Raw genomic sequence first — 11,444 nt, forward strand, 5'->3', positions numbered from 1 at the left:
GGCACGCACGCCGATGCCCCCCCCCACCGGACACGGAGGGCGGGGGCATCGGCGTGCGTGGTCCGGTCAGCTGCCGTCGCGCAGGTCGGCGATCCCCGTCGGCCGGAACTCGATCCGGTCGAAGGAGACCTCACAGCCCTCGCCCGTGGGCGACTGGGCCAGGAAGCCGATGGATGCGGTGGCGGCCCGTTCCGGCTCACCCAGGGCGAAGACGCGGACGAAGGTCCACTTCTCGCCGTCGGGCGAGGCGTGGCAGGCGAAGGCGCTGCCGGTGCGGCTCAGCCGCAGCCAGTACGTGTCGCCGTCCACGACGAAGGAGTTGACGTCGTCGGAGTGGCCGCGGGTGACGACCGTGCAGATCGTGGGACGGTCCGGGGAGAGCTCCAGGCAGACCTTGGCCCACTCCCGGTCGCCGACGTGGAGGTAGAGGACCCCCGCGTCGTAGGCGGCGGCGAAGCCCGCCTTCACCCGGGCGATCAGCTGGAAGTCGCCTGCCGGGGCGGTGCCCAGGACCCGGGGCGCGTCGCTCTCGGTGTCGAGGGAGGTGCCGTCCGGCGGGACGAAGCGGTCCTGCCGGGCGCCGGCGCGGCCGGTGAGTACGCCGTCCTCGTAGTTCCAGCCGGCGGTGGGGCCGAACGGCTCCAGGCCGAAGGGGAGTTCAGGGAGTCGGAGGGTCATGCGGGTCGTCCGTTCACTCGGCGGGGCAGGCCCTGCGGGTTGTCCTCGCGCAGCTCCGGCGGGAGCAGCGCATCGGGGGTGGTCTGGTAGCTGACCGGGCGCAGCCAGCGCTCGATCGCGGTGGCGCCGACCGAGGTGGAGGTGGAGGTGGTGGCCGGGTAGGGGCCGCCGTGGTGCTGGGCGGGTGCGACGGCGACGCCGGTCGGCCAGCCGTTGACCAGGACGCGTCCGGCCAGCGGGGTGAGTGCGGCGAGGAGCGCGGCGGCGCTGCCGTCGGCTTCCTCGGTGGCGATCTGGAGCGTGGCGGTGAGGTTGCCCGGCAGCCGGGACAGGACCGCGGTGATCTCGTCCTCGGAGGTGTAGCGGGCGACGACGGTGACCGGGCCGAAGCACTCCTCCAGGAGCGCGTCGTGCGGCCCCTCGGTGGCGAGCAGCCGCGCCGGTACGGTCAGGAAGCCGGCCGCGACGGTGTGTTCGCCGCCGGCTCCGGGGGTGACCGGGACCTCCACGTCCGGGAGTGCGGCCCGCTCGCTGACCCCGGCGAGGAAGGCCTCGCGCATGCGGTGGTCGAGCAGGACGCCGGCCTCGGTGTCACTGACCGCCTCGGTGAGGGACTTGAGGATGCGGTCGCCCGTCTCGCCCGTCGGGGCGAGAACGAAACCGGGCTTGGTGCAGAACTGGCCCGCGCCCATGGTCATCGAGCCCGCGAGCCCCGCGCCGATCTGCTCGCCGCGCTCGGCGGCGGCCGCCTCGGTGACGACGACGGGGTTGAGGGAGCCGAGCTCGCCGTGGAAGGGGATGGGTACCGGTCGCGCGGCCGCCGCGTCGAAGAGGGCGCGGCCGCCACGGATGGAGCCGGTGAAGCCGGCGGCGCTGACGAGCGGGTGCCTGACCAGCTCGACGCCCGCCTCGAAGCCGTGCACCAGGGTGACGACGTCCTCGGGCAGCCCGTGCTGCGCCGCGGCCCGGCGCAGGATGGAGGCGCACAGTTCGGAGGTCGCGGGGTGGTCGGGGTGCGCCTTGATCACGACCGGGCAGCCGGCCGCGAGCGCGCTGGCGGTGTCGCCGCCCGGTACGGAGAAGGCGAGCGGGAAGTTGCTGGCCGCGTAGACGGCGACGACGCCGAGCGGGATCTTGTAACGGCGCAGGTCGGGCCACGGAGGGGTGCGGGTGGCGTCCTCGTGGTCGATGTGGATGTCGAGGTACGCACCCTCGTCGACGACCTCCGCGAATGCGCGCAACTGGGCGGCGGTGCGGGCGAGTTCACCGGTCAGCCGGGCCGGACCGAGCGCCGTCTCGGCGTCGGCGGCCTCGATGACGTGCTCCCCGGCCTCGGCGAGCAGATCGGCCGCGGTGCGCAGGAACGCGGCGCGCACGGTGCGGTCGGCGAGGGAGCCGCGTGCGGCGTGAGCGGCCCGGACCGCGCGGTCGACCTCCTCCGCTGTAGCCTCCACCGCAACCTGCTCACGCGGGTTCCCGGTGCGGGGGTCGACGCTCCAGACTGGTGCTGCTGCCACCGTGTTTCCTTCCGCTCCACTGCCACACATCAGAAGTTGTTCGGTATTCTGAACAGAGTTCCTGATCGTGAATATGAAGCGACTCTATTTCCGGGCGTTCGGTGTTGGCAAGAAGTCACAGGGTTTCGTAAGTGGGCTGGAAGGGGCGTAGGGCGATGTCGGTTGCCGAGTCTGGTGGGGCACAGGTCAAGTCCGCGGTACGGACGGTGGAGTTGCTGGAGTACTTCGCCGGGCGGCCGGGCATGCACTCGCTCGCCGCGGTGCAGGAGGCCGTCGGATACCCCAAGTCCAGCCTCTACATGCTGCTGCGCACCCTGGTCGAGCTGGGCTGGGTGGAGACGGACGCGACGGGGACGCGGTACGGGATCGGGGTGCGCGCGCTGCTGGTCGGCACCTCGTACATCGACGGCGACGAGGTGGTCGCGGCCGCCCGTCCCACCCTGGACCGGCTCTCCGACGACACCACGGAGACCATCCACCTGGCCCGGCTCGACGGGACGAACGTGGTCTACCTCGCCACCCGCCAGTCCCAGCACTACCTGCGCCCCTTCACCCGCGTCGGCCGCCGGCTGCCCGCGCACTCCACCTCCCTCGGCAAGGCGCTGCTGGCCACCCACAGCGACGAGCAGGTCCGCAAGATGCTGCCGGAGACACTGCCCGCGCTGACCGAGCACACCCTGACCGACCGGGAGAAGCTCATCGAGGAGCTGCACCTGATCCGCGAGCAGGGGTACGCGGTGGACCGCGAGGAGAACACCCTGGGGCTGCGCTGCTTCGGTGTCGCGGTCCCGTACCGCACCCCGGCCCGGGACGCCATCAGCTGCTCGGTGCCGGTCGCCCGGCTCACACCGGCGCACGAGCAGATGGTCAAGGACGCACTGTTCGACGCGCGGGACCGGCTGACCCTCGCCACCCGGAGGCTCTGATCGTGGATGTCTCGCTGCGCACGGTACGGGACGTCGACCTGCCGTTGTTCTTCGCGTGGATGTCCGACCCGGAGTCGGTCCGCACGGCCGCCTTCACCAGTGAGGACCCCACCGACCGGCACGCGTTCGACGCCCACTGGGCACGCATCCTGGCGGACCCCTCCGTCGTGATGCGCACGGTGCTCGCGGACGGCGCGGCGGTCGGCAGCGCCGGGGCGTACGGGGCGCCGGACGACCGTCAGGTCACGTACTGGATCGACCGGGCGCACTGGGGCCGCGGTCTGGCCACCGCCGCCCTTGGCGCGCTGCTCGACGTCGTACCGGAACGCCCGTTGTACGCGCGCGCCGCGGCCGACAACACCGGCTCGCGGCGGGTGCTGGAGAAGTGCGGGTTCACCGTGACGGGCACGGACCACGGCTACGCGCACGCGCGCGGCGAGGAGACGGACGAGCTGCTGTTCACCCTGCCCGGGTGAGAACCGCCGCCACGTCCCGCGCGGCAGGCCGGCCGGCCTGCCGCGCAATTCGCCATGACCATCGAGGTCTCGAACACCACTCCGATAACATGCTCGAATTCATGGCGATTGACCTCATCGTTCACCCCTCACCGGCGAACCGTGCTGCCCGGCGCGACAAGTGCCCCACGACATGACGCACTCCACCAACATCTAACAAATCGGCCAAACACTTGATACCTATAGCATCGCGGGTGTTTTCGCGAATAACCAACGGAAATACGCCCGGCACTCGGCGTCGGCCACGGACGGCGCTGTATGCCACGGCGGCGGTGGTGGGCCTCGGATTCCTCGTCGCTCTGGAGATCGCCGCGCGTCACTACGGGCTGCCGGGGCCGATCGCCAGCCAGGCGCGCGAGGTGATAGTCGCCCCCGCCTCGGGTTTCCTGCTGTACGCCAGCATGGGCCTGATGATGGTCGTACTCACCTGGCGGCAGCGGTTCATCGCTCTGGGGACCGCGATCGGTATCGACCTCGTCATCCTGCTGGTGCGCTGGGTGGCCGACGCGCCGGTGACCCACGGCCACCCCTTCGGCAACGGCGCGCTGTGGGTGATCCTGGGATGCGCGGTCATCGCCGTCACCCGCCGCACCGGCAAGGAACGCCTCCTGCTGCTGAAGGGCGTCGGGCTGGGCCTGCTGCTGGTGACCGGCCGCAAGACCGGCGACACCTGGTTGCTCATCACCTCCAAGACCCGCCCGCTGGTGCTCGACCAGTACGTGGCGACCGCCGACCACGCACTGGGCAACCCCTCGTGGCTGGTTGGCCGGCTGGTCAGGTCCACCGGCTCGTTCGGTGAGGTCTTCCTCAACTCCGTCTACACCCAGCTCGCGGTGGCCGCGGTCGTCGTCGCGCTCTACCAGCTGCGCAACGTCGCGGACGAACGCCGCTTCCCGTCCCACCACCTGGTGCGCACGTTCCTGGTCATCGGCCTCCTCGGACCGGCCATCTACATGATCTACCCGGTCGTCGGACCCGTCTTCGCCTACGGCGCCGACGGCGGCCACTGGGCCGTGGCCAATCTGTGGCCCGACGCGATGCCGCCGCGCAGCGGCCCGCAGCACATGCCGTTCGACGACTTCACCCCGCGCAACTGCATGCCCAGCCTGCACACGGCGTGGGCCACCACGATCTTCATCCACTCCCGCAAGGGCCCCCGGTTCCTGCGGTACGCGGGAACGTTCTGGCTGATCGCCACCCTCGCCGCGACGCTCGGCTTCGGCTACCACTACGGCATCGACATCATCACCGGCGTGATCTTCACCGTCACGATCGAGACGGCCCTGCGCTCGCTGGAACGCGGCTGGGACAGGTCAGGGACCCAGCTGGTCGCCTACGGCGCAACGGTCTTCACCGCGATCCTCGTGGCCGCCCGCTGTCTGTCGACGCCGATGGCCGCCCATCCGTGGCTGTTCGGCCCCCTGCTCGTGCTGGCAACGGCCTCGGTGATCTACGCGTATGTGCGGACCACCAGGCAGTGGGACCACCCGGAGCCCGCACCGGTGCGGCAGCCGGAGCTGCAGCCCGAACTGGTCTGAGCCGCTGCGGCGTTCCGTCTCCGCCGGACGGCGGAGACGGATCGTCGCCGGGCAGGACGCGCCGGGACCGGCCGAGCGGCAGCGTGGGTGCCATGACACGGACACCTCTCGCACCCGCTCCCGCACCGGAAGCCGCCCCACCCGTCACCAGCCGTCTCCGCCCCGCGCTGCGTACCGTCGCGATCGTCTCCTGCCTGCCCTACATCACCCTCAAGGCCGCCTGGATCTCCGGCAGTCACCTCGGGATCCCGGACGGCAGCCCGCTCCTCGACCACCGCACCACGATGGCTGTCGCGAACGGCGCGTCGGTCCTGATGGACAGCGCGGTCGTGGTCATCGCCCTGCTGCTCACCCGGGCCTGGGGCCGGCGCGTCCCGGCCTGGCTGCTCGCCCTGCCGATGTGGGTGGCGACCGGCCTGCTGCTGCCGATCATGACCGGCTATCCGCTCCAGCTGCTGGTCCAGGCCCTGGGCGGGAAGACCGTCAACAAGGGCGACGTGGGCCGCCCCTTCCTGGACGAGTGGGTCTTCGGCGTCGTCTACGGCGGCTTCATCCTCCAGGGACTGGCCCTCGGCGTCCTGTTCGCGCTGTACGCCAGGGACCGCTGGGGCCACCTCTGGCAGGGCACGCTGCGCGAACTTCCGGACAGCCCCACCGCTCCCGCGCTGCGGGCCGCCGCCGTCGCCGCCTCACTGATCGCCCTGGTGCCCGGCACCCTGCATCTGCTCTGGGCCGCCGGCTCGACGGCCGGCCTCAACGAGGGCCTGGTCGAGGAGCGCACCAGCGGCTCCGCGGCGCTCGAAGCGGTCTACGCCCTCTTCGTCGTCGTCACCGTCGCCGGAGTCCTGCTCCTCGCCTTCCGTCGCGACTCCGCGCTGCCGCTGCGGGTGCCGCTCGCCCTGGCCTGGGGCGGCTCCGGTGCGACGGCCTGCTGGGGCGGCTGGATGAGCATCGCCTCGCTGAGCGACATCGACGACATCGCCGATCGGCCCACTGCCACCATGGTGCTGATCTACGCTGTCCAGATGCTGGTCGGGACGCTGGTGATGACACTGGGCGCGTACTTCCTGGCGGAGCGCTCGGCCACGACGCGGCCGGCGGGCCCGCGGGCGTGACGCCGCTGCTCGGCCGGCGGGCCCGGCGGCGCTGGCTGCACCTGATCATCGGCGGCGCCCTGCTGATGCCGTACTTCCTGGTCGGCACGGTGATCGTCGGCACGTACCGTCCCGAAGCCACGCTCTTCGCCTCGCCGGCCAACCAGCTGATCGCGTTCGCCTACGCCCTGCCGATGGCCGCGGTCACCGCACTCCTCCCGCTCGCCCGGCCGCTCTCGGTGTCCGTCGCCCGTGCCCTGTGCGGTCTGCCGCCCGACCGGCCGCTCGCGGACGGACCCGCCAGGACGCGGCAGGCGCGGATCCGTTCGGCGGCCTGGTTCACCCTGCACGTGGGACTCGGCGGTGTCATCAGCGGTACGACGCTGGCACTGGTCCCGTTCGCCGTGGGCGTCATGGGGCTGCCGTTCTTCGCGTCCGTGCGGGACTCCCCCGTGCTGGACCTGCCCGAGGCGCTGGACCGGTCCTGGGTCCTGGCCCTGGCGCCCCTCGCCGGGGTCGCGTTGCTGGTGGCGCTGACCGGCTGCGCGGCGGCGGCCGGGGCGCTGCTGGCGAACCGGGCACCGGTGCTGCTGGGCCCGACCCCCGACGACCGGCTGGCCGCCGCCGAGCGCCGCGCGGCCGAACTGGCGGTCCGCAACCGGCTGGCCCGCGAACTGCACGACTCGGTCGGCCACGCGCTCAGCGCCGTCACCCTCCAGGCGGGCGCGGCCCGCAGGGTTCTGGACAGCGACCCGGGTTTCGTCCTGGCCGCGCTGACCGCGATCGAGGAGACGACGCGGCGCACGGTCGGTGAACTCGACACCGTTCTGGGGTTGTTGCGCAAGGACGACGAGGTACCGGACGCGCCGTCCGGCCCGGGGCTCGACGCGCTGGACGGGTTGCTGGCGCACTGCGGGATGCCTGTGGTGCACGCCGCCGACGGCGACACGGGCACGGTCCCCGCGGCGGTGTCGCGCGAGGCGTACCGGATCGTGCAGGAAGGGCTGAGCAACGCGCTGCGGCACGGCGGGCGCGGTGAACCGTTGCGGCTGCGGATCACGGTGCGCACCGGGGAGCTGGAGCTCGCCCTGGACAGTCCGTTGCCCGCACGGCCGGCGGCGGTGCGCCCCGGCGGCGGCCTGGGGCTGCGCGGCATCGCCGAACGGGCCGTACTGCTCGGCGGCCGGACCGAGGCCGGACCGCACGACGGCGGGTGGCGGCTGACCGCCCGCCTCCCCCTGCACTCCCCCGCACAGGAGCAGCGATGAACACACCGGTCCGGGTCGTCCTCGCGGACGACGAACGCATGGTCCGTACCGCCCTGCGGGTCATCCTGGACTCCGAGACCGGCCTGGAGGTCGTCGGGGAGGCGTCGACGGGCGCGGAGGCCGTCTCCGTGGTGCGGGCACTGCGCCCCGATGTGGTGCTGATGGATGTGCGGATGCCGGAGATCGACGGGATCCGGGCGACGGAGCAGATCCTGGCCACGCTCGACCCGGCCCCCCGCATCGTCGTCGTCACCACGTTCGAGAACGATTCCTATGTGTACGAGGCGCTGCGCGCCGGGGCGTCGGGCTTCCTGCTCAAACGGGCGGCGGCCGAGGACCTGGTGCAGGCGGTACGGCTGGTCGCCCGCAGCGACTCGTTGCTCTTCCCCTCTGCGGTACGGGGTCTGGCGGTCGCGTACGGGAAGCGGCAGCCGTCCGCCGCGCCGCCGTGGGTGGCCGGGCTCACCGGCCGGGAGGCGGACGTGCTGCGGCTGATGGCGAGCGGGCTCACCAACGCGGAGATCGCCGCCCGGCTGAAGGTGGGCCCGGCGACGGTGAAGAGCCATGTGGCGGCCGTCCTCGCGAAAACCGGCGTCCGGGACCGTACCCAGGCGGTCATCGCGGCGTACGAGTCGGGGTTCATCACCCCCGGCTGACCCGCGGCCGGCACCGGCGCGGCGGGGCGGGGCGAGAGCCGGCGTGCCCCGGCGGGGTCGATGAGGAATCGGTGAGAAACGGCACAACCGGGAACGGAGTACGACGTCCCGCTCGTCCCTCCAGCGGGATGAACAAGACGATCAGGCGCGCCTCGGTCTTCTCCCTGCTGCTGGTCCTCGCCCTGCTGGGGCGTGCGACCTGGGTGCAGGCGTACCAGGCCCGGGCGCTCGCAGACAACGACCACAACCGGCGGAACACCATCGCGCAGTACGCGCAGCCGCTCGGCGACATCATCGTGGCCGGCTCCCCGGTCACCGGATCGAAGAAGACGGAGGGCAGCGATCTCGCGTACAAGCGCACCTACAAGGAAGGTGACCTCTACGCGGCCGTCACGGGCTACGGCTCGCAGGCCTACGGCTCCACCCAGCTCGAAGGGATCTACAGCGAGGTGCTGGACGGCACCGACACCCGGCTGAAGAATCCGCTGAACGCGCTGACCGGCGAGCAGAGCACGCCCGGCAACGTGCTGACGACGATCGATCCCGATGTCCAGAAGGCGGCGTACGAGGCGCTCGGGGACGACAAGGGCGCGGCCGTCGCGATCGACCCGAAGAGCGGGCAGATCCTGGGGATGGTCTCCTCCCCGTCCTACGACCCCTCCGACATCAGTGGGACGACGGACGGCGACAGCTGGCAGAAACTGCTCGCCGACCCGGAGAAGCCGCTGGTCAACCGCGCGATGCGGCAACCGCTGGCGCCCGGTTCGACGTTCAAGCTGGTGGTGGCATCGGCAGCGCTGGAGAACGGGCTGTACAGCTCGGTCGACGAGCCCACGAAGAGCCCCGTCCCCTACACGCTTCCCGGAACCAGCACCGTCCTGCGGAACGAGAGCGCCACCGCGCCCTGCGAGAACGCGACGCTGCGCGTGGCGCTCCAGTACTCCTGCAACAACGTCTTCGGCAAGGTCGCCGCCGATCTCGGCCAGGACAAGGTGCGGACGATGGCGGAGAAGTTCGGCTTCAACACCGAGAAGCTCGATGTGCCGGTCCGGGCCTCTCAGAGCGTCTACCCGTCCGGGATGGACAAGGCGCAGACGGCGCTGAGCGGCATCGGCCAGTTCGAGGTCACCGCGACGCCGCTCCAGATCGCGATGGTCTCCGCGGCCCTCGCCAACGACGGCGAGCTGGCCGCACCGCACATGGTCTCCAAGGTGACGGACGCGGACGGCGGCACGCTGGAGGACTTCGAGGACGGTGACATGAAGCGGGTCGTGTCCTCGTCCACGGCCGAGCAGCTGCGCAGCGCGATGGTGACCGTCGTGGAGGAGGGCACCGGCACCAACGCCCGGATCGCCGGGGCCGAGGTGGGCGGCAAGACGGGTACGGCGGAGAACGGTGTGGGCAACAGCAACACCCCGTACGCCTGGTTCACCTCGTACGCGAAGGACGACTCCAGCGGCCAGGAGGTCGCGGTCGCCGTGATCGTGGAGGACTCGGGCTCGGCGGCGTCGGAGGTCAGCGGCAACGGCCTCGCGGCGCCGATCGCCCAGAAGATGATGAAGGCCGCGCTCCAGCGGTAGGCGAGAGCCGCGCGACGTCCCGGTACCTCCTTCTTCCCGGGGGAGGCCGGGGCGTTCGCCGTGTCCCGGCCCCTTCAGGTTTTCGCCCTGTTACGCCTTACTTGGTTACGCACCCGCGTCGAAGCGCTTCCGTGGTGCGCTGGTACGCTCTCGCCCCGCCGCCCGCCGCGGGCAGCGGCTGGGAACGTACACAACCCGACCACGCAGGCACCGGGATTCGAGCGCAGAGACGAGGCAGCTGTGGGCACATCCATCGACGATGCCGATGCCAACGCCGCTGCCGCCGAGTTCCATGAGTTCTTCGAGGCCCACTACGCCGAACTCGCCCGGCTGGCCCACCTGCTGACCGGCGAGGCCGATGCCGCCGACGACCTGGCGGCCGACGCGCTGCTGGCGCTCTGGCACCGCTGGGACCGGGTCAGGGATGCCGACCATCCGGTGGCGTACGCGCGCGGCGTCGTCGCCAACATGGCGAGGACCCGGATCCGCAGTGCGGTGCGCGAGCGGCGCCGGATCGCGCTGTTCTGGGCGCCGCGCGGCAGCGGGGAAGCGGTCGACGATCCGGACGTGTCGGCGGTCGTCGACGTCCAGGGGGCGCTGCGCAGACTGCCGTTCCGCAAGCGTGCCTGTGTGGTGCTGCGGCACGCTTTCGACCTCTCGGAGCGGGACACCTCTCTGGTGCTCGGAATCTCGGTGGGTACGGTGAAGAGCCAGACCTCGCGTGCCGTCGCGGAACTGCAGCGGCTGCTGGGTCCACAGACCTCCGCCACGCACATCCAGGCGGCCGTCGCGGCGCAGCCCAGCGGAGGAGACCGGTGAAGGACGAGGAGCTGTCCGTGCGGCTGCGGGAGGCCGCCGAGGCGCACCGCCCCGACCGGGAGCGGATGCTGGCCCGGGTCGAGCGCGGCATGGCCGAGGGCCGCCGGCCGGCCCGCGTGGTGCGCCCGCCGCGTGCCGCGGCGCCGTGGCTGCGGATCGCGGGGGCGACAGCGGCTGTCTGCGGGGTGCTGGCGTTCGGCGCCGTCGCCGTCACCTCCGCCGGCGGGGACGACGGACCGCGCGGGGAGCGGGTGGCCGCGCCGCCGGCGTCCTCCCCCGCCGCGACCGCGCCCGCGGGTCTCGGGGCGTTGCGTACCGAGGACGGGCCGCTGTGGACGGACGGCGCCGTCGACCCGCACTCCAACGCGTACTGGGCGCAGAGCAATGTGACGCTGCGGACGACCCGGCCGCTGTCGGCGCTGACCGTGGAGCTGCGGATCGCACTCACCGGCGGGGTGAACAGCACGGGTTCCTGGCGCTCGTTGCCCGAGAAGGACTTCACCGTGTCGGCGACGGAGGACGGCGGCTATCTCGTCTACCGGTGGGCGCTGAAGGCGGGCCGGACCGTCCCCGCCGGTACCCACACGTTCGCGGGACAGTACAACCACGCCGAGGGTGAACGGGACGCGGGGGGCGACTACCTGACCGCGCACGCGGTCCGCGTTTCCGGTGAACGGGCCTCGGTGGGAGACTACTTCGGTCCGGATCACTGACCGTCCGGACGGAAGACGGAAGACGCCGGACCCCGGCAGCCGCCCTTGTCCGTTGCTCCGTGCGCACGGGCACCCGGGTGCCCGCCTCGACTCGGTGCCCCACGTCGGTGCCGAGATCAAGGCGTCCTTCGAGGCCGAGC

General features: G+C 72.0%; 11 protein-coding genes. 9 read left to right on the forward strand and 2 right to left on the reverse strand.

The genetic code is table 11. The features are described from left to right. Positions 1-66 precede the first annotated feature (66 nt). Both ABT025_RS38185 and ABT025_RS38190 read right to left on the reverse strand, forming a co-directional pair. Complete coding sequence (locus tag ABT025_RS38185; protein ID WP_351003307.1) at positions 67-678, reverse strand: DUF1349 domain-containing protein; 612 nt, start codon at positions 676-678, stop codon at positions 67-69. Further along, positions 675-2,195, reverse strand: a complete 1,521-nt coding sequence (locus tag ABT025_RS38190) for an aldehyde dehydrogenase (NADP(+)) (protein ID WP_351003309.1) — start codon at positions 2,193-2,195, stop codon at positions 675-677. Before ABT025_RS38190 ends, ABT025_RS38185 begins: the two co-directional genes overlap by 4 nt. Positions 2,196-2,350: 155 nt before the next feature. Between ABT025_RS38190 and ABT025_RS38195 the strand changes: the two genes are divergently transcribed. From ABT025_RS38195 to ABT025_RS38235, 9 genes are all read left to right on the forward strand, one after another. Then, positions 2,351-3,121 (forward strand): IclR family transcriptional regulator, encoded by a 771-nt coding sequence (locus ABT025_RS38195; RefSeq protein ID WP_219569419.1) that lies wholly within the window; start codon positions 2,351-2,353, stop codon positions 3,119-3,121. Further along, complete coding sequence (locus ABT025_RS38200) at positions 3,121-3,597, forward strand: GNAT family N-acetyltransferase (RefSeq protein ID WP_351003323.1); 477 nt, start codon at positions 3,121-3,123, stop codon at positions 3,595-3,597. The genes ABT025_RS38195 and ABT025_RS38200 overlap by 1 nt, the downstream gene beginning before the upstream one ends. 311 nt (positions 3,598-3,908) lie before the next feature. Continuing rightward, positions 3,909-5,174, forward strand: a complete 1,266-nt coding sequence (locus ABT025_RS38205) for a phosphatase PAP2 family protein (protein WP_351003311.1) — start codon at positions 3,909-3,911, stop codon at positions 5,172-5,174. 92 nt (positions 5,175-5,266) lie between these two features. Beyond that, entirely contained in the window at positions 5,267-6,289 is a 1,023-nt protein-coding gene (locus tag ABT025_RS38210; RefSeq protein WP_351003313.1) for a hypothetical protein, read from the forward strand. Further along, on the forward strand, positions 6,286-7,536 hold the full coding sequence (locus tag ABT025_RS38215; RefSeq protein WP_351003315.1) for a sensor histidine kinase: 1,251 nt from the start codon (positions 6,286-6,288) through the stop codon (positions 7,534-7,536). The genes ABT025_RS38210 and ABT025_RS38215 overlap by 4 nt, the downstream gene beginning before the upstream one ends. After that, positions 7,533-8,192 carry a response regulator transcription factor gene (locus ABT025_RS38220; RefSeq protein WP_351003316.1) on the forward strand — a complete coding sequence of 220 codons (660 nt, stop codon included), beginning with the start codon at positions 7,533-7,535 and terminating at the stop codon, positions 8,190-8,192. Before ABT025_RS38215 ends, ABT025_RS38220 begins: the two co-directional genes overlap by 4 nt. Positions 8,193-8,320: 128 nt before the next feature. Next, positions 8,321-9,772 (forward strand): peptidoglycan D,D-transpeptidase FtsI family protein, encoded by a 1,452-nt coding sequence (locus ABT025_RS38225; protein WP_351003318.1) that lies wholly within the window; start codon positions 8,321-8,323, stop codon positions 9,770-9,772. A gap of 240 nt (positions 9,773-10,012) precedes the next feature. After that, positions 10,013-10,591 carry a SigE family RNA polymerase sigma factor gene (locus tag ABT025_RS38230; protein WP_351003320.1) on the forward strand — a complete coding sequence of 193 codons (579 nt, stop codon included), beginning with the start codon at positions 10,013-10,015 and terminating at the stop codon, positions 10,589-10,591. After that, complete coding sequence (locus ABT025_RS38235; RefSeq protein WP_351003321.1) at positions 10,588-11,304, forward strand: hypothetical protein; 717 nt, start codon at positions 10,588-10,590, stop codon at positions 11,302-11,304. Before ABT025_RS38230 ends, ABT025_RS38235 begins: the two co-directional genes overlap by 4 nt. The last annotated feature ends 140 nt before the right edge of the window (positions 11,305-11,444 follow it).

The organism is Streptomyces sp. NPDC002809 (assembly GCF_040295435.1).
In the GTDB taxonomy this organism is placed as follows: Bacteria; Actinomycetota; Actinomycetes; order Streptomycetales; family Streptomycetaceae; genus Streptomyces.

What these genes read in the sequence shown, in the direction of transcription:
- ABT025_RS38220 (WP_351003316.1), top strand. Translation starts at nt 7,533, where the DNA reads ATGAACACACCGGTCCGGGTCGTCCTCGCGGACGACGAACGCATGGTC.
- ABT025_RS38185 (WP_351003307.1), bottom strand. Translation starts at nt 678, where the DNA reads ATGACCCTCCGACTCCCTGAACTCCCCTTCGGCCTGGAGCCGTTCGGC.
- ABT025_RS38195 (WP_219569419.1), top strand. Translation starts at nt 2,351, where the DNA reads ATGTCGGTTGCCGAGTCTGGTGGGGCACAGGTCAAGTCCGCGGTACGG.
- ABT025_RS38225 (WP_351003318.1), top strand. Translation starts at nt 8,321, where the DNA reads ATGAACAAGACGATCAGGCGCGCCTCGGTCTTCTCCCTGCTGCTGGTC.
- ABT025_RS38210 (WP_351003313.1), top strand. Translation starts at nt 5,267, where the DNA reads ATGACACGGACACCTCTCGCACCCGCTCCCGCACCGGAAGCCGCCCCA.